Below are 24,029 nucleotides of genomic sequence, written 5' to 3' on the forward strand. Positions count from 1 at the left end.
CCTCAATCGCGCAATTCGGTCTGGCGTTCGACGGGGTCGATCAGCACCGCTTTTTGTTGGCGCACCAGCAGGTCGAGAATCTCGTCCTGGCGCTCGCCGAGAATCCCCGAGAAGCTGATGCCGCTGCTTTTGGTCGGTGCGAGCATCGATACGCGGTACAGCTCCACGCTCAGCGGCGAGTCGATGGACATCGGGCCGCTGCCGTTGGCCGCCAGTTCGCCGCCGACCACGATCAGCGAAACCTGGGCATCGAACGGATCGAGCTTGATATCGCGGTCGGTGTCGGAGAGGTCCTTGATGTGGCCATAGACCCCGGTCAGGCCGTTGGCCATGGAGATGTTTTCGTAGAGGCGGATATTCACGCTGTTACGAATGCGGATGCCGTGGCGTTTGTTGCTCAGCACCTTGTTGCCCCACAACAGGTTGTCGGCACTCTCGTAGAGGGTGATGCCGTCGGTGTGGTTGCGGTAGATCTCGTTGTAGGCGATCACGTTGTTGATGCTGTTGCGGTCGATCACCAGGCCCGAGAGTTTGTTGTCGAAGCTGCGGTTGTTGAAGATGAAGCTGTCGTTGACCTCGCGGGAAATGATGATCCCGTGCTTCTTCTTGGTCCCGTGCACGGTGTTGTCCGCGATGATCAGGCCGTGGGAACGGTCATGGGGGTCGATGCCGTAGACGATGTTGTCTTTGTAGGTGTTGCCCTTGACCACGAAGTCGCGGGTTTCGTAGCAGTAGAAGCCGTACCACATGTCCGAAAACTCCGAGCCGACGATCCAGCCGGTGGGTTCAGGGCGCTTGAGGACCTTGGCCATGTTCGGCGTGTATTGGGAAATACTCACGCCGTAGGACTTGCTGTTGGCGTAGCCGAAGCTGGCCATCTGGCTGTTGACGATGTAGGTCTCGGTGCCGCCCCAGGCCAGCAGGAACGGCCGGAATTCCTTGGGCGAGCGGAAAGTCGCCGGGCCGTTGTCCTTCTCGCGCCAGCCGGTGACCTTGGTGTCACGCACAAACAGCTGGCCATCGTTGACCAGGAACGAACCGCCTTCCTGGGACAGGCGCAGCTCCTTGGTCTGCTGGTCGATGTCGAGGATGCCGTGGCGTCCGACCACGATCGGGATCCTGGCCAGGTAGACCCCGGGCGCGGTTTCGCTGATGTACTGCTTGGGCAGTTTTTTCACCAGGTCCTTGAGGTTGATGTAGCCGTCGTCGACGAAAATCGCCTGGGGGATCCCGTGCTGGCGCACCACCCACTCGGCCATTTTGTTATCGCCGCCGATAAAGTCCTTCAGGGCGTCTTCCTGCATCATGCGGCGCACGCTGATCTTGCCCGGCTTGCTGCGCACGATCTTGGCCGCGGCGGCCTCGGCGGTGTAGCCGGAGAGGTCGGGCAGGGTCGGTTTGGCCAGTTCCAGCGGCTCGGTCGGCGCGCTGCTGACGGTGTAGGTCTTGGCCTGTTGCAGTTCCTTGGCCACGACTGGCGCCTTGGCCGGCTCGGCCGTCGCGAAGGCGGCCGAGCTGGCCAGCAGCATCGCGCCGGCCAGCAGGCTGAGGCAGCCTTTCGCGGCATGGCTGTTCATGGGGTAGCAATTCATCGTGGGCACTCCCTTCGCGGTTCGCATCAGAAGCGCCAGATCACGTCGATAAACGCGCGGTGCATGTACGAGTCGACGTCTTTGCCGTAGGCATCGCCGGGCTTGAACACGCCGCCGCGAAAGCGCACCAGCGCCGAAGGTTCGTCGATGGATTGGCTCAGCGCGGCGGGCAACAAGCCTTGCTTGAAGTACTTGGTGACCACCAGGTCCATCTCCTGGCCCAGGTCTTTCTTGCCGTCTTCGGGCAGCGAGGTGCTGGAGATCAGCGCGCCCGAGCCGTCGTAGGTGTTGTCGAACGCGCTGATACCGTTGCTGCCCACCGGCTTGTTGCCGTCCACGCGCCAGAACTTGTGGTAGATCAGGCTGGCGTCGTATTCGTCGTTGAGCATCCACGAGCCGAACAGGGTGGCGGTCTGCATGTTGTTCATTTCGCCGCGGAAGGCTTCGCCGAAACGGTGCACCCGCGAGCGGGTCCCGGTGTAGTTGGAGCGGTTGCTTTCCAGGCCGTTCTGCTCGTAGTCGCCGCTGGCGCGGGCATAGGCCGCGCCGACTTGCCAATGAGGGTCCAGGCGCAGGCGCACACCCAGGTCGGTGGCCCAGCCGCTGATATCGTCGCTGCGCTTGGCCTCGGCCGGGCGGCTGCCGTCGGTCGTCAGGGCGTTGACCGTGTCGCGGTCGCCGCGCATGCCGGTCAGGCTGGCCCAGTAGTTGACGGTGTTGGTGTTGCGCCAGTTATAGGCGTCGCTGTCGGCGGTGAGGCCGAGCCAGCTGATGTCACCGTTTTCTTTCTTGTCCAGGGAGTCGGCTGCTTCACCCGGGGTCGGGTAGTCGAGCTTGCCGTCGTCATGGGTGTGATGGCCGCGAATGCCCACCCAGTTGCCCGGGGTCCACTGATAGGCGGCATCGCCGTAGACGTGCAGGCGATCCTTGTCCTTGGGCGCCAGCTCCTTGAGGTCGGTGCGGTACTCGCTGAAGCGTTCGGCGGCGCCGACGTTGGCCCGCAGCAAGGTGGTGTCGAAGGTCCAGTTCAAGGCTTCGATATTGGTGTCGCGCCATTGCCCGTCGTCGTTGCGCAGGCGCTGGCGGCCGAGTTTCAACTGCTCGCCGGGGTAGGGCGTGAAGCCGCTGTAGCCGACCCAGAACTCGCGCATCGCCAGGTAGTTCTTCTTGGTCTTGCGATCACCGTTGTCGGTGGCCTGGGTGCCGTCGCTGTCGGCCTGCTGCAAGGTGTCGGTCTCGATGATGTCGGTGGACGTCACGGCCTGGCCCATGGCGTAGGCGCTCCACGCGCCACGTTCGCCGTAGACCCAGGGCCGCAGGTCCAGGCCCAGGCCGTTGACGTCGCCGCCGCTGGCGGTGCCGAGGTCGCGGTCGTCTTCGGACTGGCCGGTGATTTTCACTTCCAGGCCGAAATTCTTGGTGTCGGTCATGGCCGCCAGGGACGGCGTCGACCAGACCAGCACGCAACCCAGGGCGATGCCCAGTTGCGAGAGACGAAAGCGCATGCCTGTCGCCGCGGTGTGGAATGGGGAATTGCGGGTCATAGGGTTTCCTCGCCGTCTTCTTCTTGCAGGGCGTGCAATTGCAGCGTGTTCTGGCTCAGGGTGCCGCGCAGGGCTTGTTCCTGTTGCAGCAGGCGCTGGGCTTGGGCGCGCTGGGCAGGCGGCAGTTGGGTGTCGAGCTGTTGCGCAAGCTCATTGGCTTGCGGGGTGTCCTGGGCTTTGGCCAGTTGGCTGAAAACGTAGGCGTTGACCGGGTCGGGCTGGGTGCCCTTGCCCTGGGAAAACAGCTGGGCAATGGCGAAGTCGGCGCTGTTCTGGCCGTTGCGGGCGGCCGTCAGCAGGTGGTCCAGGGCCTTTTGCGGATAGACCTGGCCCAGGTAGCCACGACGGTAGATCTGGCCCAGGTAGTAATCGGCGGCCACTTCCTTGCCCACGGCTTTCTGGAAGTGTTCCTCGGCGACCTTGGCGTCGGCCGGGACCCACTTGCCTTCGTAGTACAGCTTGCCCAGTAGCAGCTCGGCGCGTGGCTGGTCGGCGGCACGGCCGTTGTCCAGGTATTGCATCATCTTGTCGACGTCGCCCAGTTCCGGGAAGTCGTAGAGCAATTGCGCCAGGCTGACCCAGGACGCCGGGTAGCCCGGGGCGACCTGTTCCAGCAGGGCCTGCGCGGTTTTTTCGTCGGGCTTGCCCAGCGTCGCATCGCCCAGTACCCGGGCCACGCTGTCGACGCGCTGGGCGCTGACGGTGCCGCGGCTGTAGCCGGCTTGCAGTTGCTTGAGCAGCTCGGCCTGTTGCTCGGGCTGGCCGCGTTTCTGGTACACGGTGGCCAACTCGACGTAGCAGATATCGGTGCTGTTGAGCGCGGCCTTGCAGATGCGCTCGACTTCATCCAGGTGCTGGTCATAGGTGCCCTGGGTGCGATACAGCAGCACCTGGGCCAGGCCGGCTTCAGGGTAGCCGGCGGCCTGCCATTGGCTGATCTGTTGCTGGGCGTTGATGTTGGGGAAGCTGTGGGGGTATTGCAGGTACAGCATCGCCAGGGGAATCAGGGTATTGCCTTCGCCATTGGCAAAGGCTTTTTTCAGCAGGCCTTCGGCCTCGTGCTGCTCGGCTTCGGTCGAACCCGGCTTGGCCACCAGCAGCCGGCCAAGGCGGGCCTGGGCCCGTGGCGAGGTGTCGGCGGCGGCGCGGTAAGTGGCTTCGGCCTGCTTGATCTGCGCCGGGTCGCGGCTTTCGACCTGGATATCGGCCAGGCCAACCTGGGCCTCGCTGTAGCCCAGGTCCGCCAGCTGGCGGTAGTTCTGTTCGGCCAGGGCGGTGTCGCCACGCTTCAGGGCTTCGTTGGCCAGGCGCTGGTCGGGCAGGCCGGCGCAACCGGCCAGGGCCAGGGCGGCAACCAGGGGCAGCACCGATACCTGCAGCCGCCGCAGGCTGCGACGATCGAAAGCAAGGCGCTGGCCAGGGCAGGCCGCGCGTTGTGTCTGGAGTCCGCTGTGTGGCCGGTCGCAGCCTGGGGCCGCGGCGACTGAGGTATGGGTAGGCACTGTCATGGTTACAGACCCGCAGCCATGGCTTTATCGATCAGCCAGTTCATGGAAGGACCGCGATCGCTGCTGACTTCCACCGGACGCCCGGCGAAGGTGCTGCTCAGCGGGGCATCGGGTTTGATCTGGACCCGGATATCGGACGACAGGTCGGCGCTGTTGAGGCTGGTGCTGCTGACGATCTTGCCGGTGCGGGTGCTGTCTTCGCCGGCGATCTGGAAGCTCACCGGGGTGCCCGGGCGGACGTCGGCGAACTGGCGATAGGAGAAGCGTGCCTCGACATTGGCCTGGCTGTTGCGCGGCACCAATTGGAAGATCACGTCGCCTTTGCTGGCGTACTGGCCGTCGGCGACCATCTGCTGGGCCACGGTGCAGTCGCAGGGCGACGTCAGGGTGCCGGTCATCTGCTTGCCGAATAGCTCTTCGACCTTGGCCGGTTGCAGCTGATCTTCGTCCAGGTGGCCCTTGAGCACGTCGAGCATGCTGGTGCTGAAGGTGGCCAGCGGTGCGCCTTTGGCAGCGACGCCGTCGGCCTGCACCAGGCTTTGCACGGTACCGTCGCGAGGCATGGTCACGTTCATCCCCGGAACGTTGACCAGGCCGGCCTGGGCGTGGCTGACGAAGTACATGCCGTACACCGACTTGAGGATGAAGCCGAAGGCGGCCAGGCCGACGATGAAGATCCCGGCGCTGAAGGTCACGGCACGCAGGCGGCCGAAGGCGGTCATGCCGTGGCCGCCGTCCTTGACCTTGCGCGCCTTGGTGAAGTTGTCGCGTTGCAGGGTGGCGAGCACGTCGCCCATGGTCACGATATCGCCGGACAGGTGGGAGGTGATCAGGTGACGCAGGGTCGAAATGTCTTGCTGCTCCAGGTTCTGGAACTGGCAGCCGACGCGGCCGGTCTGGCGGTCGTGGGAGCGGATCTGCAACTCGACGTCCATGGCCAGGCCGAGGTTGTCGATGACGAATTGCAGACGGCCTTTATGCACCTCGCCGACGGTGAGCACCTGCTGCCCGGCGTTGAAGCTCAGGCCGCCCGCGGACAGGTCGTGGACCCGTACTTCCAGGGGCGTACGGTCGGTCCCGAAAAAGCGCAGCTTGGCCGGGATCTTGACCCGGGCATGTTGGCGTTGGGCTTCGGATTCATGCACTACGTTGACGTTCACGGCGGTGTTCATAAGGGCTATTTCCTAGTTAATTCAGGCAAGGCAGGTCAGACCATCAGCAGCAACACGGCGACGAACACGCTGCCGGCAGAGAAGGTCATGGTCCGAGACGACCAGGTGTTGAACCAACGTTGAAAGCTGGCGAGATCACGGGTCAGTTTGGTGTCCTGGCGGGTCCAGGACTGTTGGTCGAGGCGGAAGAACACGTAGATCTTCACCAGCGCACCGACGATCTGGTTGTAATAGAGAATCAACGGGTAAGCGGGGCCGATCCGGTGCCTGGAGCAGGACAGCAGCAGGGTCAGAATCAGGCGGGTGATGCCGATCCACAGCAGGTACGCGAGGATGAAGGCAAAGCCGTATTTGAAGCTGGCGATGATCGCCACGGTCAGGCCGAGCAGGGAGGTCCACATCGACACGCGCTGGTCGAACAGCACCACGCTGGTGAACAGCCCCAGGCGTTTCATCCCCAGGCCCAGGGCCCGGGAGTTCTGCCGCAGGTTATTGCCGTACCAGCGGAACATCAGTTTGCGGCTGGCCTTGATAAAGCTCTTTTCCGGCGGGTGCTCGACGGTGTTGATCGCGGCATCCGGCACGTAGAAGGTGTCGTAGCCCAGGCGCATCAGGCTGAACCAGCTGGACTTGTCGTCGCCGGTGAGGAACTTGAAGCGGCCCAGGCGCCAGTGTTGCAGCGAGTCGCTTTCGACGTCGGCGATGAAGTCCGGGTCGGTGACCACCGTGGCGCGGAATACCGACATGCGCCCGGTCATGGTCAGCACGCGCTTGGACAGGGCCATGGAGCACATGTTGATGTGACGCTGGGCGAAGCGCAGCTTGTGCCACTCGCTCATGATGTAGCCGCCACGTACTTCGCAGAACTCGTTGGTGGTCAGGCCGCCGACATTGCCGAACAGCTGGAACCAGGGCACGGTCTTGCGTACCACGCCTTCGGCCAGCACGGTGTCGCCATCGATCACGGCCACCACGGCGCGGTCGTCCGGCAGGTGGCGGGAGATGGCGCGGAAGCCGAACGCCAGGCCGTCACGCTTGCCGGTGCCGGCGATGCGTACGAAGTCGAGCTTGACGCGCTCCGGCGGGTTCATCTTGGCCCACAGGCTTTTCACCAGCAGCTCGTCGGACATTTCCACGAGGGAGCAGACCACGGTGGTGGGGAAGCCGCATTCGATGGCTTCACGGATCACCGAGCTGTAGACCTGGGCGGTGGTCAGGGCATCGATGCGAAAGCTGGTGACCATCAAAAACACATGGGATGGATCGGCGGCCTTGCCCAGCTTGCGCACTTTGCGCCGCAAGTGCGGGTAGACCACGTACAGGAACAGCATGCCGCGCAGAAAGTGCGTGGCCCCCATCGAATAGCGCCAGATGCCTACGGCGCCAATCAGGAAGATGAAATCCTTCGACTCGGCGTCAAAGGTCGAGGCGGGCAACGCCAGGGCGAGACCCATCAACAAACTGAGGTAGAACAGCCAACCGGCGGCTTGTAACAGGCTGTGCTTGAGCCATTGCATAATCAGCATCCTAAAATCAGTTGCAAGCTCCAAGCCGCAAGCTCCAAGCGCGGAGCCCTTGCTTACGGCTTGTAGCTTGAAGCTTGCCGCTGCTTTACCAGCAAATGCCTTCGGTACGGCCACTGACGCTGGTGGCCTTGGACATGAAGCCGACCAGGTCGATCACCTGTTTGCCGTGGGGGGCGGTTTCGGCCAGGGCGCGGAACTTCTCGTCGCGGTTACCGAGGATGATCACGTCGGAGTTGTCGATCACCGAGTCGAAGTCCGAGTTGAGCAGGGACGAGACGTGGGGGATCTTCGATTCGATGTAGTCCTTGTTCGCCCCGTGGACCCGGGCGTACTCGACGTTGCTGTCGTAGATGCTCAGGTCGTAGCCCTTGCCGATCAGCATTTCCGCCAGCTCCACCAGCGGGCTTTCTCGCAGATCGTCGGTGCCGGACTTGAAGCTCAGGCCCAGCAGCGCGACTTTGCGCTTGTCGTGGCTTTCGACGATGTCGAAGGCGTTCTGCACCTGGGATTCGTTGCTGCGCATCAGCGAGTTGAGCAGCGGCGCTTCCACGTCCAGAGAGCCGTACTGGGACAGGTTGAGGGTCTTGTCCTGGCAGACCACGTCCATCACTTCACGGCCGTCGACGCCGACCGCCTTGGCGATGTTGCCAATCTCGTTGGCGAAGGTGACCTTGGTCGCGTGCCAGACATTGCAGGTGTACTTGATCATCTCGGCCACCGCGATGTCCTTGCGGATGATCGGCGCGTCGAGCTCTTCGTACAGCGATTGCAGGACGTCACCGGAAGCGGTGTCGAACTCGCCGATGACAGTCATCGGTGGCAGGTCGTAATCCTTGATCGCGGTGCTTTCACGCAGGAACTCGGGGTTGACCGCAACGCCGAAGTCGACGCCGGCTTTCTTGCCCGAGCAGTCTTCGAGGATCGGGATCACCACATTGGCGACGGTGCCCGGCAATACGGTGCTGCGAACCACGATGGTGTGGCGGGTGGTCTTGTCACGCAGGACAAAACCGATCTCGCGGCACACGGCTTCGATGTAGTTCAGCTCCAGGTCGCCGTTCTTCTTGCTCGGCGTGCCGACGCAGATCATCGACAGGTCGGTATCGCGAATCGCTTCGGCGAAGTTGGTGGTGCCACGCAGGCGACCGGTCTCGATGCCCTTGGCCAGAAGTTCGCCCAGGCCCGGTTCAACGATCGGCGATTTACCGGCGTTGATCATGTCGATCTTGTCTTTGGCAACATCGACGCCAATCACGTCATGGCCCCGTGCAGACAGGCAACCGGCACACACTGCACCGACGTAACCCAAACCAAATATGCTGATGCGCATCGCATTTACCTCTGTGTTATTCATGCCATTAAATGGCTGGAGTTAATGTTTGCCAGCTGTAGTTACGCACTCGGAAGTGCAGCGAACAGGCGCTGTAATGCCGTGGCGGGCAGACTAATTTCCGAGTGACTAAATAAATGCACTCAAGTTGTGCGCAACTTGGCCTTGTTGTAAGGGCTTGCCCTTGAATGTAGCCGGCCGTCCGTGGGAGGGCCTTTCCGAGCTTCGCTGCAGACCCTGTGGCAATGGCTGGAAGCCATGACGGGCGTGCGTTGGCGGCGCTTTCGGAAGCGCTGAATAGGGGCTATGCCTTGGCCTTGTAGGGGATAGTAATGATGCGTTATCTCCTGTCCTTAAAGGGTTAGTTCAAGTTTTAGACTGTACGGTCAAACTTTGAAGCTAACTTGCCTGGTGTTAGTTGCCTGCGTGTAAGTCATCTCTTACAGCGACGATGAGAATCGTTACCGGTGGTATGAGCGGTGGTTAAGGACATAGTTCCGACCCACTCATCCTGTTTTCTGAAATTTCTTGAAATACGGACAAAGATGGCACTGCTCTCATATTGATGGCACGTGCGGTTTGAACCTTTAGTTATGGGGAGTTGCAAGGCGGGGATACTTTTGTGCCACTACCGTTAAAAAAAACAAGTGCCACTACTGAAAAAAGTCACATCTGTCGAGTGAAAGAAAAGTTATAAATTCAGAACAAAGGCTATTCGCGTCAACTAAATGACGCGAAAAGATCGGGGGAGTATGGGAAGGATGTAAAGTTGGCGCGCTGATTGTAGGACAACAGCGCGTCGAGACGTGCTTTATTCCGGGGCGTGGTCGCGCAGGAACACCAGATTTTCCGGTTTTGACTGTTCGGCGCTGTAGCGATAACCCTGCACATCGAATTGCTTGAGGGCGGCCGGGTCGTTGATGCGCTCTTCGATCACAAAACGGCTCATCATGCCGCGGGCTTTCTTGGCATAGAAGCTGATGATTTTGTACTGGCCGTTCTTCAGGTCCTTGAACTCGGTGTTGATGATGCGTGCATTCAGTGCACTGCGTTTCACCGCCGAAAAGTACTCGTTGGACGCCAGGTTGAGCAGCAGGTCATCCCCTTGCTCGGCCAGGGCTTCATTCAGCCATTCGCTGATGCGTGTGCCCCAGAAGGCGTACAGGTCCTTGCCACGGGCATTGGCCAGTTTGGTGCCCATCTCCAGCCGGTAAGGCTGCATCAGGTCCAGGGGGCGCAGCAGACCGTATAGGCCGGAAAGCATGCGCAGATGCTGCTGGGCGTAGTCGAACTGCGCTTCGCTGAGGGTCTGGGCATCCAGGCCGGTATACACGTCACCCTTGAAGGCCAGCAGCGCCTGTTTGGCGTTGGCTGGGGTGAAGGCCGGGTTCCAGCTGCCGAAACGCGCGGCATTGAGGCCGCCGATCTTGTCGGAGACATGCATCAGTTCGCTGATCTGGGCCGGGCTCAGTTCGCGCAATTGCTCGATCAGCTCCTGGGAATGGTCCAGGTATTGCGGCTGGGTAAAGCGCTGGGTAACCGGTGGGGTCTCGAAATCGAGGGTCTTGGCGGGTGAAATCACCATCAGCATGAAGTCGTCTCCTGTAAGCGTCGGGGGATTCTAGGGGCTTGGGCGCCCGGACTCCACCTATGAAGGCGATAGGTGACGCAAGGTGGGGGTGCTGGGCGTTGTGGCGGTTGGCGCGGGAGCAAGTGCCCTCGCCACAGGGGAGGATCGGCTATAGTGCGGCGCGGGTTTTGTTCTGGAGGCGTTTGTTTTGCGTATCGCATTTGTTTTTTCGGCCTGGCTCATGAGCTTTGGCGCCCTGGCGGCGGCCAATGACGTGGCGACCCTGGATCGCAGCACCTGGCCGGAGAAGCTCAACAGCCCGACCCTGTTCGACGTCGCCTCGCGCGCCGAGATCCTGACCTTTGCCCGCACCCTGCTGGTCAGCGAAGCCTGGGACGAGGCCTCGCTCAAGCAGCGCCTGGGTCTGCGCATCATTAATAGGGAGGCGATCGATGCGTTGCGTCAGCGCCTCTGGCAGCGCCTGCTGAGCAATTACAACTATGCCCAGCAGAGCTGCGACCAGGACGCGTCTTTTTGCTTCCTGGTGGAAGACATGGACAGCCTGCGCGAGCAGGCCGGCAAGTTTCACCTGGGGGACGATTCCTTCTATATCCGCTGGGCCGAGCCGAGCCGGGCGTTTCATGAGCAATACCTGGACGAGCTGTTGCGCAAGGCTGCGCTGTTCCCGCAGACCAGCAGCGAGGTCGCCCGCTTTGGCGACTACGAGCGCAATGGCGACGAACTCAACGACCGCCTGTTTCTGCTGACGTTCGACAGCGCCGCCAACCTGGCCCCCGACAACACCCCGTGGTTGACCGACTACCTGCGCAAGTCGAACCTCAACGGCACCTTCTTCGTCCTTGGCAGCGATATTCAGAACCGCCTGAACCAGGCCTCGGTGGCCAGCCTGCAGTCGTTGTACTCGCGGCAGTGTGTCGGCGTGCAGGGCTGGGAGTACCGCTCCCACAGCCACTGGCAGGACTGGCAGTACTCGGTCCAGCGCAGCGCCGAGCTGGTGCGCAACAAGCTGCCGGAAAACTATGTGCCCCTGTTCCGCCCACCCTATGGTCAGCGCCGCGCCGACGCCCAGGCCTTCTTCAATGCCCAGGGGTTGCAGGTGGCGTTGTGGGATATCGACGCCCAGGACGGTCCGGGCAAGCTCAAGGCTGAAGAGAGCGGCCAGCGGGTCCTGACCCTGATGTTGTTATGGCGGCGCGGAGTGATCGCTTTCAACGCCAAACAGGACACGGTCAAGGCCGCTATGCCCTGGTTGCTGACACAAACCGCGCAAAGCGGGATTGGCTGGGAAGACTGCCAGGATGCCTTTCGCTGAAAGCCGGAAAAGCCCGCAAATGCTGGGTTTTTGGCTGGATAGGGGCGTTTTTTGACGAGAAATGGTTGCAGGCGGACTTCCGACTTTAACGGTGGACGGGCAGCGCGCCAAGGGCTATTCGTCACCCTGAAAAATAAACTTCAAAAAAACGTCAAAGTGCTTTTTCCTGTCACAGGTTTTGGAGTATTACCAAAGTCAGACCGCCGAAACCTGCAACACAGGTGGCGTCTTCCAAGACTCCTTTTGTGTTCATGTCGCCCGAGCCCCCACGGACGAACTCGGTGGTCCTTTCGAGGCGCAGCACCGTCATGGTATTGCGTCGACTGGCTCCCACATAAGGTGACCGAGTATGGATGATCACGGACGCAGCCCTTCTTCCAACCAGCCAATCCTTTATGTACTCGATACCAATGTATTGATTCACGATCCAAACGCGCTGTTGAACTTCGAAGAGCACCACGTCGCCATACCGATGATCGTTCTGGAGGAACTCGACAAGCTCAAGAGCGGCCATCACAGCGTTGCCGCGGAATGTCGGCAGGCGATTCGCCTGATCGACAAGACCCTGGGCGAAGCGACACCGGAAGATGTCGAACTGGGCGTGCCTATCCAGCGTGGCAAGAGCGGCCCCAAAGGCCTGTTGTCGATCCTGATGACCAAGCGCTCGGAGCCCAACAGCCTGCTGCCGGAAAACCTCAACGACAACATCATCATCAACCAGTTGATCGACCTGCACGCGCGCGAAAAGGACCTGCGCGTGGTGCTGGTGACCAAAGACATCAACATGCGCCTCAAGGCGCGCGCCTGCGGAATTGCGGCCGAGGACTACAGCACCGACCAACTGGTCGACGACGTGTCCCTGCTGCCCAACGGTTTCCACAACATGACCGGCTCGTTCTGGGACCGCGTGAGCAAAGTGGAAACCCGTCAGGACCATGGCCGTACCTGGCACCAGGTGCAGCTCATCGACAACCTGCCGGCGGTGCACATCAACGAATTCATCATCGACGAACAAGGGTTTGTCGGCTGGATCAAGGAAATCCGCGCTGACACCTTGCTGATCCTCGACCTGCATCAGGAGCCCCTGCTGCACCAGGAAGCCTGGGGCCTGAAACCGCGTGACATCTACCAGGGCCTGGCGCTGTATGCCTTGCTCGACCCGGACATCCACCTGGTCAACCTGTCGGGGGCCGCCGGTTCCGGTAAAACCATCCTGGCCCTGGCTGCCGCCATTGAGCAGACCATGGTCAGCAAGCGTTATCGGCGGATCATCGCTACCCGCAGCGTGCAGGGTCTGGACCAGGAGATCGGCTTCCTGCCCGGCACCGAAGCGGAAAAAATGGAGCCTTGGCTCGGCGCCATCACCGACAACCTCGAAGCCCTGCACATGGATGACGAAAACACCCATGGCAGCGTCGACTACATCCTGAGCAAGGTGCCGTTGCAGTTCAAATCCCTGAACTACATCCGGGGTCGCAGCTTCCAGCAAAGCCTGATCCTGATCGATGAGTGCCAGAACCTGACCCCGCACCAGATGAAAACCATCATCACCCGTGCCGGCGCCGGTTCCAAAGTGGTGTGCCTGGGCAACCTGGCGCAGATCGACACCCCTTACCTGTCCGCGACCAGCTCCGGGCTGACCTACCTCACCGAACGCTTCAAGGACTTCCCGAACGGCGTGCACATCACCCTGCAAGGGGTGCCACGCTCGATTCTCGCGGAATACGCCGAAACCCACCTGTAACCCATGCAGTTGTGAATGCGGGCGGCCCTTGGGTCGCCCGTTTTGTTTGCATCGCGCGCCGGGCAACCGGGTATTCTGGGCGCCGATTCAGACCCGTGCCCTGGCCCCGGCCATGGCGTGCGCCCGCCCAGATGAGGCCAGGATGAGCACCCAGTTACTGCGTAACATCGACTTGAACCTGCTGGTGGTGCTCGACGCCCTGCTCACGGAGAAACACGTGACCCGCACCGGCGAGCGCCTGCACCTGAGCCAGCCGGCCATCAGCCACTCCCTGGGCAAGCTGCGCACCCTGCTGGACGATCCGCTGCTGATCCGCGACGGCAATGAGGTGGTGCTCAGCGTGCTGGCGCAGAACCTGCGGGCGCCGCTCAAGGAGATCCTGCGCCAGGTCGAGACCCTGCTTGGCAAGACCCTGGACTTCGATCCGGCCAGCTCCGAGCGCACCTTTGAGCTGGCGATGTCCGACTACGGGGCGGCGCTCATCCTCCCGGGTTTGCTGGTGCGCCTGCGTCGCGAGGCGCCGAATATCAGCCTCAACGTGACCCAGGGCAGCCGCCACGAGATGTTCGAACAAGTGAGCCGGGGCAAGATCGACTTGGCCCTGGGGGTATTTCCCAGCCTGGGGCCGGATATCGCCATGCAGGTGCTGTTCGAGGAAACATTTTCCTGCCTGGTGGACCGGCAAACGTTGCCCGCCAGCGGCGTGCTGGATCTGCCCGAGTACCTGGCCCGGCCCCATTTGCAGGTGTCGATAGATGCCAGCCTCAACGGTGAAGTCGACAGCCAGTTGCGCGCCCGTGGGTTGCAGCGACGCGTGGTGGTCAGCGTGCCCCACTGGCGGATCGCGCCGCAGATGATCCTGGGCACTGACCTGATCCTGACGGTCGCCACCCGCACCCTGGATCAAGCCGCAAATGACCCGCTGCTGCTGTGCCTGCCGCCCCCCCTGGCGATTGCGCCATTCCCTTTTGTGCACATCTGGCATCAGCGCTTCAGCGATGATCCGGCCCATGCCTGGTTGCGTCGGCAGGTCAGCGAGGTGGCGGCCGCCCCCAGGGTTTAACCGCGGGTGGTGACGACAAAACCGCCGACTACCACCAGTACCCCGACCAGCTTTTGCAGGCTGATGTCCTTGCGCGGCAAGCCCACCAGGCCGAAATAGTCGATGATCAGCGAGATCACCAACTGGCCGATGATCACCGCCATGATGAAGTTCAGTGCCCCCAGGCGTGGGGCCATCAGTAGGGCGATGGTGATGTAGAGCACGCCGGCGATCCCGCCCATCCAGATCCACCAGGGGGCGCCTGACAAGGCGCTGAGGTTGGGCTTGGGAACTTTGATCACCAGCAACACGACCATCAGCGCCAGCAGACTGACCAGCAGCGAAACCCCGGTGGCCCACAGGGGGTGGCCCAGCAGCGCCCCCAGTCGGGCGTTGGTCCCGGCCTGGAGGGGGACGGCGAACCCGGCAAGCAGGCTGAGAAGGATTGGAACGAGCAATGTCATGCAATGAACTCCTGTGTTTTCGACCTTGTACGGTGATTCGCCGACCCCGGCCAATTCGTTGTTCTGATGCCGTGCATTCCCCAGGCTGATGGCCCTTGGGCGGGCCAGACGCTTGCTTGGGAAAGGGCGCTAAGGCGCGTGCGAAAAATTGACCCAGGGGTTTACAATCGCCGCTCCTGATCAGGAGTAAGGCTGTGCTGACTCATCTCGATTCCCAAGGTCGCGCCAATATGGTCGACGTCACCGAAAAAGCCGTGACCTCCCGTGAAGCCGTGGCCGAAGCGCGGGTGCGCATGCTCCCGCAAACCCTGGACATGATCGTCAGCGGCGGCCACCCCAAGGGGGATGTGTTTGCCGTGGCCCGAATCGCCGGGATCCAGGCGGCGAAGAAAACCAGTGATCTGATCCCGCTGTGTCATCCGTTGATGCTCACCAGCGTCAAGGTCGAGCTCACCGCCGAAGGCGACGACACCGTGCACATCGTCGCCCGCTGCAAGCTTGCCGGGCAGACCGGGGTCGAGATGGAAGCCCTGACCGCCGCCAGCATCGCCGCCTTGACGATCTACGACATGTGCAAGGCCGTAGACCGAGGCATGACCATCGAAAGCGTGCGCCTGCTGGAAAAAATCGGCGGCAAGAGCGGCCATTATCAGGCGCCAACGCCATGAAGCTGAACGTGAAGTTTTTCGCCCGTTACCGCGAAGCGCTGGGGATGGATGGCTTGCTGCTGGAGGGTGAGTTCGCCACGGTGGAGGAGGTGCGGCGCTTGCTGGTGGAGCGTCATGGCGCCGAGGTCCTGGCCGAGCAAAACCTGATGTGTGCGCGCAACGAGGAGCTGTGCCAGCTTGACGAGCCCCTCAGCGATGGCGACGAAGTGGCATTCTTTCCAACCGTGACCGGGGGCTGAGATGGCGATTCGCGTGCAGTCCGCCGCCTTTGACCCGGGCGCTGAGGTCAATGCGCTGCATGCCGCCAACGTCGGCGTCGGCGCGGTGGTCAGCTTTATCGGCTATGTGCGCGACTTCAATGACGGCCTGGAAGTGGCGGGGATGTTTCTCGAGCATTACCCGGGCATGACCGAAAAGGCTCTGGCCAAAATTGTCGCTGAAGCCGAGCAGCGTTGGCCGCTACTCAAGCTGGAGGTGCTGCACCGCATCGGCGAGTTGTTGCCTGGCGAGCCGATCGTGTTCGTCGGCGTCGCCAGTGCCCATCGCCAGGCGGCGTTCGAGGCCTGCGCGTTTGTCATGGACTACCTGAAAACCCGCGCGCCGTTCTGGAAGAAAGAAAACACCCGCGACGGGCCGCGCTGGGTGCAAGGGCGCGACAGCGATCACGCGGCGGCGGATCGCTGGAAGCCCTGATCCTCAGATAAGCGTTAATCCCTTCCCCCGTGGCGCCGGCTTGCCGGCGCCTGCGTCATTCCTCGCTTGCTGAACGTTCCCTGCGCTTGATGGCGCGACGCAACTGCGCGCGCTCCATTGACGATAAATACATAAAAGTCCAGTATGGAATTATAAGTACAAAAAAGCGGTTCCCCCTGCGTTGCTCTTTTCTTCTGTCTTGCCAAACCTACAACAACCCCGCGAGAGAACGATCATGAAGAAACTCCCCCTTATCAGTGGCCTGGTGCTGAGCTTGCTGGCGTGCAGCAGTCTGTTCGCCGCCGACAAAACCCTGCGCATCGGCATCGAAGCCGCCTACCCACCGTTCGCTTTCAAGACCTCCGAAGGCAAGATCGAAGGCTTCGACTACGACATCGGCAATGCGCTGTGCGCGCAGATGCAGGTCAAGTGCGAGTGGATCGAGGGTGAGTTCGACGGCCTGATTCCCTCGCTGAAAGTGAAGAAAATCGACTTCGCGCTGTCGTCCATGACCATCACTGAAGAGCGCAAGAAGTCGGTGGATTTCACCCACAAGTACTACTTCACGTCCTCGCGCCTGGTGATGAAGCAGGGCGCAGTGGTGGATGACCAGTACGCCAGCCTCAAGGGCAAGACCGTTGGCGTGCAGCGGGCCACCACCACCGACCGCTACGCCACCGAGGTGTTCGAGCCCAAGGGCATCAAGGTCATGCGCTACAGCAACAATGAAGAGATCTACATGGACCTGGCGTCCGGTCGCCTGGACGCGGTGTTTGCCGACACCATCCCCTTGAGCGATTTCCTGGCGATGCCGCGCGGCGCGGGTTATGCCTTTGTCGGCCCCGAGCTCAAGGACCCGAAATACGTCGGCGAAGGCGCCGGGATCGCGGTGCGCAAGGGCAACACTGAGCTGGTTGGCGAGCTGAACAAGGCCATCGACGGTATCCGCGCCAACGGCGAATACCAGAAGATCCAGGCCAAGTACTTCAAGTCGGACATCTACGGCGATTGATCGGCGACGTCACCCGGGCTTCTTGAGCGGAGCCCGGGTGACACAGGTTCAGCCCTTCAATTCCTTCAGGTGCTTGTACACCGTGGCGCGGCCCATGCTCAGCACGTTGGCCACGTAGTTGGAGGCGCTTTTGCCCTTGAAGGCGCCCTCGGCGTGCAACGCCAGCACCAGCTCCCGCTTGTGCTCGCGGGTCAGCAGGTTCAGCCCCAGCTGGCGTTCGCGCAGCCAGTTGTGGAGGAAGGTGTTGATCCGTTCCTGCCAGTCATCGCGAAACAGCGAGTCGGGCTGCGGGATCAGTTTGTTCGGCGAGAGAAACAGGTCCAGCGCCGCCTTGGCGTTTTCAAACAGGGAAATATTCAGGTTGATGCACAGCACGGCCAACGGATGGCCCTGGCTGTCGCGCAGCACACTGCTCAGGCTGCGAATCTTCTGACCATCCCAATTGAGTTTTTCGTACGGCCCAATATTACGTTCGCTGACCTCCTCGCTGAGCATGTCCTCCAGCGCGGCGTCGTCGCCCACTTCACGCTTGGAAATGTTGTTGGCGATGTAGTCGATCTTTTGCGTGCGCAGGTCGTGGATCACTACCTCGGCATGGGGGAAAAACAGCGTGGCGATGGCATCGGCGATCGCCCGGAAGTTGTCCAGGGCAGGGTCCTGCACAGGTGTGGTCATGGGTCGTACTCCAGGCGGTGTCAGCGCCCTGGCATCCAGGGCGCTGGGAGTTTGCCGCAATCCCAGGGGCGCGTCACCTGAGCCGGGCTTCAGCCCAGGCGTGCAGGGGAGAGCATGGCGGCCTCCAGGCCAAAGCGGGTCAGTGGTTCGGGCAGGGGCAGGCCACGTACCAGTGCGGCGCTGGCCTGGCCCATGGCCGGTGAGGTCTGGATGCCGTAACCGCCCTGGCCGGCGACCCAGAACAGCCCCGGAACCTTTGGGTCGAACCCCGAGAGCAGGTCACCGTCACTGACGAAACTGCGCAAGCCGGCCCAGGTGCGGGTCGGGCGGCGGATGCTCAAGGTGGTGGCTTCTTCGATCTGGTAGATGCCCATGGCGATATCGAGTTCTTCGGGCTGCACGTCATGGGGTTCGACCGGGTCGGCGTTGGCCGGCGAGCCGAGGAACATCCCGGCATCGGGCTTCATGTAGAACGACTCATCCAGGCTCACCAGCATCGGCCAATGGTGGATATCCAGGCCTTCGGGTGCGGCGAAGATAAAGGCTGCGCGGCGCTTGGGTTGCAGCCCCAGGCGCCGGGCGCCGGCCATGGCGCCGATCTGGTCGGCCCAGGCGCCGGCGGCGTTGATGATGATGGGCGCGCTGAAGGTCTGGTTGGCGGTCGTCACGTGCCACAGTCCCTGGTCGTCACGCGCCAGGGACAGCACTTCGCAGTCGATATGCAGCTCGCCCTGGTTGCGCCGAATACCGCGCAGATAGCCCTGGTGCAGGGCGTCGGTGTCGATATCGCTGGCGCTGGGGTCATACAGCGCGCCGTGGACTTTTTCCCGACGCAGGATCGGCAGGCGGGCGCAGGCCTGGTCGGCGCTGAGCAGTTGCATCTCCGGCACCGAGGCCTTGGCGCTCAGGTACTGATTGTTCAACTCTTGCGGGTCGCCGTTGAAGTCCACGGTCATCTCCCCGCGCGGCGTCAGCAGCGGGTGTTCGCAGAAGCCGGCGGGCGGCGCGTCGAAGAACGCACGGCTGGCCAGGGTCAGGGCCCGTACCTGGGCGGTGCCATAGGCCGCGGTATACAGGGCCGCCGAGCGCCCGGTGGAGTGGTAGGCCGGGTGCGACTCGCGCTCGAGCACCACGACCCGGCCATGGCCTGACAGCCAGTAGCCGGTGGATGCCCCGGCGATGCCGCCGCCAATGATGATGAAGTCTGCCTGAGGCATGGGTGTCTCCGGAAAAGTCTGGGTAGGGCCGGGTGCCGCGCTTATCGGGCGGGCGCTGGCGCTGCGTCAGCCTTGAGCTGCAAGCGGTACAGCGCATTGGCCAGGGCGATGTCCTCCAGGCCCAGGCCGATGGAGCGGAAAAACACCGAACCGGTGGCGTTCGGGCGCGGGGCCTGGCCGCTGAGTAATTCGCCCAGGTCGCCGACAATCGCCTCCTTGTGCCAGCCGTGCTGCTGGCTGGCGATCAGCATTTCGCCCGCGGCGTCCGGTGTGGTCTGGCGGTAGTCGCAATACACCTGCATCTGGCCCAGGCTTTGCGGCGGCACCTCGTGGGCCCGTGGCGCATTGGTGCTGATTGAGGTGATCAACGCCGGACGGCTCAGTTGCGCTGGGTCAATGACCGGCCCGGCGGACGAGGTGCAGAGCATGATCACATCCGCGTCGGCCAGGGCCTGTTCACGGCTGCTGGCAATTTGTAGCCGAGGGTCCAGAGCCTGGAGCCGAGCCTGTTGTTCTGAGCTGGTGCTGGCGAGACTCGGCGAGTACAGGCGGATGGTCTGCCATGGCCGCAGGCCTTTGGCGTAATGCAGGTGGGCCAGGGCCACGGGGCCGCTGCCGATGATGCACAGCTGGCGGGCGTCGACCGGCGCCAGGGCGTCCACCGCCACGGCCGTGGTGGCGGCGGTGCGGGCGGTGGTCAGTTCGCCGGCATCGCACAGCAACAGCGGCTGGCCGCTGTCCATGGACATCAGCAGGGTCCAGGCGGTGACCAGCGGGCCTTCGGCGCGAACGATATAGGGCGAGGTCTTGACCCCATACACCCGATCATCGGCCAGCACCCCCAGGTAGTTGATGAAGTCGCCGGCCCCCTGGGGGAATTCCACCAGTTGCTGCGCCGGTTGCACCGCACGCCCGGCGGCCAGGTCGATAAACAGTTTGCGCAGGATCTGCGGCACATCGACCTGGGCCAGCAGTTCGCGGGCTTGGGGTTGGGCAATCACATAAGGCGTGCTGGACATGCGGGGGCTCCCACGGCAGTGGATATAAACTAATTTGTCTATTATGGACTTTTAGTTGTGTTCGGCAATCGCCAGGCGAAAAAAAACGCAGCCTGGTGGGGCTGCGTTTTCTTCAGGGCAGAGGCTTCGGGCGCTGCCCGTGCCTCAGGTCGCTTGCGGGCGTTTGCGCTCCACGGGGCGCAGCAGCTCGGTGGGCGGTGTTTCGCAGCTGATCTTGCGCCCCAGCAGGGCTTCGATCGATGGCAGCTGATAGGAGTCGTCTTCACCGGCGAAGCTGATGGACACGCCGTTGGCCCCGGCCCGGCCGGTACGCCCGATGCGGTGCACGTAGTCGTCCGGTACTTCCGGCAGGGTGAAGTTGATCACGTGGCTGATGCCGTCGATGTGGATCCCGCGACCTGCCACATCGGTGGCCACCAGCACGCGGATCTTGCCTTCGCGGAAACCTTCCAGGGTCTTGATGCGCTTGTGCTGCGGTACATCGCCCGACAGTTGGGCGGCATTCACGCCATCACGTACCAGGCGTTCCTCGATGCGCCGGACTTCGTCCTTGCGGTTGGCGAAGACCATGACCCGCTCCCAACCGTTGTCGGTGACCAGGTTGTAGAGCAGTTTGTATTTGTCGGCGCCGGCCACGGCATAAATGTGCTGTTCGACGTTTTCGCTGGCCACGTTCTCGGATTCGATCTCGACGATGGCCGGGTCGGTGGTCCATTGCTTGGCCAGGTTCATCACGTCTTCGGTGAAGGTCGCGGAGAACAGCAGGGTCTGACGTTCATTTTTCGGCGGAGTCTGGCGAATGATCTGCCGTACCTGGGGGATAAAGCCCATGTCGAGCATGCGGTCGGCTTCGTCCAGCACCATCACTTCGACCATGTCCAGGTGCACGTCGCCGCGCTGGTTGAAGTCCAGCAGGCGGCCCGGGGTGGCGACCAGGATGTCGCAGTGGCGGGCTTCGAGGTGCTTGAGCTGCTTGTCGAAGTCCATGCCGCCGACGAAAGTCATCACGTTCAGGCCGGTGTACTTGGTCAGGCTGGCGGCGTCCTTGGCGATCTGGACCACCAGTTCGCGGGTCGGCGCGATGATCAGTGCCCGTGGCTCGCCCATGTAGCGCTCTTTCGGCGGCGGGGTCTGCAACAGCTGGGTGATGATCGAGATCAGGAACGCGGCGGTCTTGCCGGTGCCGGTCTGGGCCCGGCCGATGGCGTCCTGGCCATTGATGGTGAAGCCCATGACCTGCGCCTGGATCGGCGTGCAGTAAGGAAAACCCAGGTCATGAATGGCATGCATCAGTTCGGGGGCGAGCTTGAAGTCGTGGAAGCGGGTCTTGCCTTCCTGGGGCTCGACGACGAAATCTTCGAGTTTCCAGGTGCTGACGGCCGGCTTTGGCGCGCGCTCACGACGAGGTTGTTCGGCCTTGGGCTTTTCGCTGCGGGCGGGAGTCGATGGGGCTGCAACAGCAGGGGCGGCGGGTGTGGTCACCGGCTCTTTTTGGCTTGCGGTAGCTGGCGCGGTCCGGCCCGATTGACGGCCTTCATGATGGCTGCTGGGGCTGGGGGAGGGGACGCTGGAGCTTGGCGCGAGCTGCTCAGCCTCGCTTTTACCGAAGATTTTCTTGAGTGCTTTGAGCACGGTCATCTCATCAATTGGTTAAGGAATGTACGCCGGGCAGTGTAATGCAAGAATCGGGCGCGGCGTAGTGTGTTGGGTCTCGGACTACAGGAAGTTTCGTTTTTAGCGTAAACGCTCGCTCAACCAGACGCCGATGTCGCGAATTTCTTCAGGTAACACCTCATGGCCCATTGGGTATTCCTGCCATGTCACGGTGACACCATGCTGTTTCAAATACTCATAAGCGGTCCGCCCCATGGCGTTCTGCACCACTTCATCGTATTGCCCATGCAGCGACAGCACCGGAATCCGCTGTTGGCTGGCCGAAAGTTGCAGTTCGTCGCTGAAGGTCGGGGCATAAGTCGAGAGGGCAAGTACGCCGCCCAGGGGGCCCTGCCACTCCAGGAAGGCCGTGTGCAGCACCACCGCACCACCCTGGGAGAAACCGGCGAGGAAAATCCGCGAGGCGTCTATTCCGCCGGCCCGTTGCTGTTCGATGAGATCGATAAGCTGTTTTGCCGACTGATCGAGCTGGTCGCGGTCGATCGCGCGGGCCGGGTTCATGGCCAGGATGTCGTACCAGCTGGGCATGGCATAACCGCCGTTGATGGTCACGGCGCGGGTCGGTGCCTGGGGCAGCACGAAGCGGGTGGTCAGCAGGGTTTCCTGCAGGACTTCGGCCACCGGGAGGAAGTCATAGCGATCTGCCCCCAAGCCATGGAGCCAGATAACACAGGCGTCGACGGGCTTGCTGGGCTGAAGAATCAAGGGTTCGGTCATGGTTGCTCCATTGTTGTGCGTGCGCGCTGAATAGGTGCGTGGTCAAGGTGCGCAGCAAGTTGATCTGTGAAGAAGATGTTGCAAGGTTGAACGTTTTGCTATTGACCATTGGCTGAAACGCTTAAGCGCTGAATATGGTACGGGCTTTGCTAACAGGGATATCGAAGTGATTGCACTTACCCCCGGCGGTAACACTATCAGGCTGCCGCTGGCTGGGGCATAGCAAAAATCCGGTGATGGACGTTCGCCACTGGCCGCTACGGGCTTCGCGAACATGAAAGGGCTACAGCCCGTTCGGCCGATTGGTGAGATGTGGGGGCTCCGTTACGGGGATTTATCCTACTAGACTCATAGCGAAGGTCTTACGCCGCTTGACCCTAAAAAAAGCCAGCACAGGGTCAACAGCGCCTCATAAGGGTGCGGCAGGACTCAAGCTCCGACACAACAAGAGCAAAACTGGAGGTTTGAATGAAGATGTTGAAATCCACCCTGGCCGTCGTCACGGCAGCCGCGGTACTGGGTATGAGCGGCTTCGCGCAGGCGGGTGCGACCCTTGATGCAGTGCAGAAAAAAGGCTTTGTGCAATGCGGTGTGAGCGACGGTCTGCCGGGCTTCTCGGTACCGGACGCCACCGGCAAGATCCTGGGCATCGACGCTGACGTATGCCGGGCTGTTGCGGCCGCCGTGTTTGGCGACGCGACCAAGGTCAAATTCAGCCAGTTGAACGCCAAGGAGCGCTTCACCGCGCTGCAATCGGGCGAAATCGACGTGCTGTCGCGCAACACCACCTGGACCAGCTCCCGCGATTCGGGCATGGGCCTGGTGTTTGCCGGCGTGACTTACTACGACGGCATCGGCTTCCTGGTGAACAATAAGCTGGGCGTCAAAAGCGCCAAGGAACTGGACGGTGCAACCATCTGCATCCAAGCCGGTACCACTACCGAGCTGAACGTTTCCGACTACTTCCGTGGCAACGGCCTGAAATACACCCCGATCACCTTCGACACTTCCGATGAAAGCGCCAAGTCGCTGGAATCCGGTCGTTGCGACGTGCTGACTTCCGACAAATCCCAGCTGTACGCACAACGCAGCAAGCTGGCGACCCCGACCGACTACGTCGTTCTGCCGGAAACCATTTCCAAGGAGCCCCTGGGCCCGGTCGTGCGTAAAGGCGACGAAGAATGGTTCAGCATCGTCAAATGGACCCTGTTCGCCATGCTCAATGCCGAAGAGGCCGGCGTGACTTCGAAAAACGTCGAAGCCGAAGCCAAGTCCACCAAGAACCCCGATGTTGCACGTCTGCTGGGTGCGGACGGTGAATACGGCAAAGACCTGAAACTGCCGAAGGACTGGGTAGTACAGATCGTCAAGCAAGTAGGTAACTACGGTGAAGTGTTCGAGAAAAACCTCGGCAAGAGCACACCACTGGCCATCGACCGCGGCCTGAACGCGCTGTGGAACAACGGCGGCATCCAATACGCACCACCAGTGCGCTGATGGTTCTATCACCCGGTGGGCCAACCACCGGG

At 61.9% G+C, this 24,029-nt stretch carries 21 protein-coding genes; 8 read left to right on the forward strand and 13 right to left on the reverse strand.

The window, feature by feature from the left end; translation table 11 throughout:
- Nucleotides 1-2 precede the first annotated feature (2 nt).
- From algG to yaaA, 7 genes are all read right to left on the reverse strand, one after another.
- A complete protein-coding gene (gene algG / locus MF4836_RS08185; protein ID WP_421548327.1) occupies nucleotides 3-1,577 on the reverse strand; it encodes a mannuronan 5-epimerase AlgG in 1,575 nt (524 codons plus the stop codon).
- 41 nt (nucleotides 1,578-1,618) lie between these two features.
- Nucleotides 1,619-3,097, reverse strand: a complete 1,479-nt coding sequence (locus MF4836_RS08190) for an alginate export family protein (RefSeq protein ID WP_078470225.1) — start codon at nucleotides 3,095-3,097, stop codon at nucleotides 1,619-1,621.
- Nucleotides 3,098-3,132: 35 nt separating this feature from the next.
- Nucleotides 3,133-4,644, reverse strand: a complete 1,512-nt coding sequence (gene algK, locus MF4836_RS08195) for an alginate biosynthesis TPR repeat lipoprotein AlgK (protein ID WP_443217289.1) — start codon at nucleotides 4,642-4,644, stop codon at nucleotides 3,133-3,135.
- A gap of 2 nt (nucleotides 4,645-4,646) precedes the next feature.
- Nucleotides 4,647-5,816: an alginate biosynthesis protein Alg44 gene (locus MF4836_RS08200; protein WP_078469918.1), complete on the reverse strand. Its 1,170-nt coding sequence runs from the start codon at nucleotides 5,814-5,816 to the stop codon at nucleotides 4,647-4,649.
- Nucleotides 5,817-5,851: 35 nt separating this feature from the next.
- On the reverse strand, nucleotides 5,852-7,333 hold the full coding sequence (alg8, locus tag MF4836_RS08210) for a mannuronan synthase (RefSeq protein WP_102047900.1): 1,482 nt from the start codon (nucleotides 7,331-7,333) through the stop codon (nucleotides 5,852-5,854).
- A gap of 94 nt (nucleotides 7,334-7,427) precedes the next feature.
- Nucleotides 7,428-8,672: a nucleotide sugar dehydrogenase gene (locus tag MF4836_RS08215; RefSeq protein WP_078469920.1), complete on the reverse strand. Its 1,245-nt coding sequence runs from the start codon at nucleotides 8,670-8,672 to the stop codon at nucleotides 7,428-7,430.
- Between the two features lie 811 nt (nucleotides 8,673-9,483).
- Entirely contained in the window at nucleotides 9,484-10,263 is a 780-nt protein-coding gene (gene yaaA, locus MF4836_RS08220; protein ID WP_078469921.1) for a peroxide stress protein YaaA, read from the reverse strand.
- Nucleotides 10,264-10,450: 187 nt separating this feature from the next.
- Between yaaA and MF4836_RS08225 the strand changes: the two genes are divergently transcribed.
- The 3 genes from MF4836_RS08225 to MF4836_RS08235 all read left to right on the forward strand — a co-directional run bounded on the left by MF4836_RS08225 (nucleotide 10,451) and on the right by MF4836_RS08235 (nucleotide 14,382).
- On the forward strand, nucleotides 10,451-11,575 hold the full coding sequence (locus MF4836_RS08225) for a polysaccharide deacetylase family protein (protein WP_078469922.1): 1,125 nt from the start codon (nucleotides 10,451-10,453) through the stop codon (nucleotides 11,573-11,575).
- Between the two features lie 349 nt (nucleotides 11,576-11,924).
- Entirely contained in the window at nucleotides 11,925-13,319 is a 1,395-nt protein-coding gene (locus MF4836_RS08230) for a PhoH family protein (RefSeq protein ID WP_078469923.1), read from the forward strand.
- Nucleotides 13,320-13,461: 142 nt separating this feature from the next.
- Nucleotides 13,462-14,382, forward strand: a complete 921-nt coding sequence (locus MF4836_RS08235) for a LysR substrate-binding domain-containing protein (RefSeq protein WP_078469924.1) — start codon at nucleotides 13,462-13,464, stop codon at nucleotides 14,380-14,382.
- Here MF4836_RS08235 and MF4836_RS08240 read toward each other — a convergent pair.
- Nucleotides 14,379-14,825: a DMT family transporter gene (locus MF4836_RS08240; protein ID WP_078469925.1), complete on the reverse strand. Its 447-nt coding sequence runs from the start codon at nucleotides 14,823-14,825 to the stop codon at nucleotides 14,379-14,381. The genes MF4836_RS08235 and MF4836_RS08240 overlap by 4 nt on opposite strands.
- Nucleotides 14,826-15,019: 194 nt before the next feature.
- Between MF4836_RS08240 and moaC the strand changes: the two genes are divergently transcribed.
- The 4 genes from moaC (at nucleotide 15,020) to MF4836_RS08260 (ending at nucleotide 17,198) form a co-directional block, all read left to right on the forward strand.
- Complete coding sequence (moaC, locus tag MF4836_RS08245; RefSeq protein WP_078469926.1) at nucleotides 15,020-15,493, forward strand: cyclic pyranopterin monophosphate synthase MoaC; 474 nt, start codon at nucleotides 15,020-15,022, stop codon at nucleotides 15,491-15,493.
- Nucleotides 15,490-15,732, forward strand: a complete 243-nt coding sequence (gene moaD / locus MF4836_RS08250; RefSeq protein ID WP_078469927.1) for a molybdopterin converting factor subunit 1 — start codon at nucleotides 15,490-15,492, stop codon at nucleotides 15,730-15,732. The genes moaC and moaD overlap by 4 nt, the downstream gene beginning before the upstream one ends.
- A gap of 1 nt (nucleotide 15,733) precedes the next feature.
- Nucleotides 15,734-16,186 (forward strand): molybdopterin synthase catalytic subunit MoaE, encoded by a 453-nt coding sequence (gene moaE / locus MF4836_RS08255; RefSeq protein WP_078469928.1) that lies wholly within the window; start codon nucleotides 15,734-15,736, stop codon nucleotides 16,184-16,186.
- Between the two features lie 235 nt (nucleotides 16,187-16,421).
- Nucleotides 16,422-17,198, forward strand: coding sequence for an ABC transporter substrate-binding protein (locus MF4836_RS08260; protein WP_020298410.1), 777 nt, complete (start codon nucleotides 16,422-16,424; stop codon nucleotides 17,196-17,198).
- A gap of 48 nt (nucleotides 17,199-17,246) precedes the next feature.
- Here the strand turns inward: MF4836_RS08260 and MF4836_RS08265 are convergent, their stop codons facing one another.
- The 5 genes from MF4836_RS08265 to MF4836_RS08285 form a co-directional block, all read right to left on the reverse strand.
- Nucleotides 17,247-17,873, reverse strand: a complete 627-nt coding sequence (locus MF4836_RS08265; protein WP_078469929.1) for a helix-turn-helix transcriptional regulator — start codon at nucleotides 17,871-17,873, stop codon at nucleotides 17,247-17,249.
- 89 nt (nucleotides 17,874-17,962) lie between these two features.
- The gene (locus MF4836_RS08270) at nucleotides 17,963-19,090 is read right to left on the reverse strand and encodes an NAD(P)/FAD-dependent oxidoreductase (protein WP_078469930.1); all 1,128 of its coding nucleotides are present in this window, start codon (nucleotides 19,088-19,090) and stop codon (nucleotides 17,963-17,965) included.
- A gap of 41 nt (nucleotides 19,091-19,131) precedes the next feature.
- Entirely contained in the window at nucleotides 19,132-20,109 is a 978-nt protein-coding gene (locus MF4836_RS08275) for an ornithine cyclodeaminase family protein (protein ID WP_078469931.1), read from the reverse strand.
- A 144-nt stretch (nucleotides 20,110-20,253) separates the two neighbouring features.
- Entirely contained in the window at nucleotides 20,254-21,747 is a 1,494-nt protein-coding gene (rhlB, locus tag MF4836_RS08280) for an ATP-dependent RNA helicase RhlB (RefSeq protein ID WP_078469932.1), read from the reverse strand.
- Nucleotides 21,748-21,843: 96 nt separating this feature from the next.
- Nucleotides 21,844-22,500: an alpha/beta hydrolase gene (locus MF4836_RS08285; protein ID WP_078469933.1), complete on the reverse strand. Its 657-nt coding sequence runs from the start codon at nucleotides 22,498-22,500 to the stop codon at nucleotides 21,844-21,846.
- Between the two features lie 468 nt (nucleotides 22,501-22,968).
- Here MF4836_RS08285 and MF4836_RS08290 point away from each other — a divergent pair, with 468 nt between their 5' ends.
- Nucleotides 22,969-23,997: an amino acid ABC transporter substrate-binding protein gene (locus MF4836_RS08290; RefSeq protein WP_020298417.1), complete on the forward strand. Its 1,029-nt coding sequence runs from the start codon at nucleotides 22,969-22,971 to the stop codon at nucleotides 23,995-23,997.
- Nucleotides 23,998-24,029 lie beyond the last annotated feature (32 nt).

Source organism: Pseudomonas sp. MF4836 (assembly GCF_002018875.1).
Lineage (GTDB): Bacteria > Pseudomonadota > Gammaproteobacteria > Pseudomonadales > Pseudomonadaceae > Aquipseudomonas.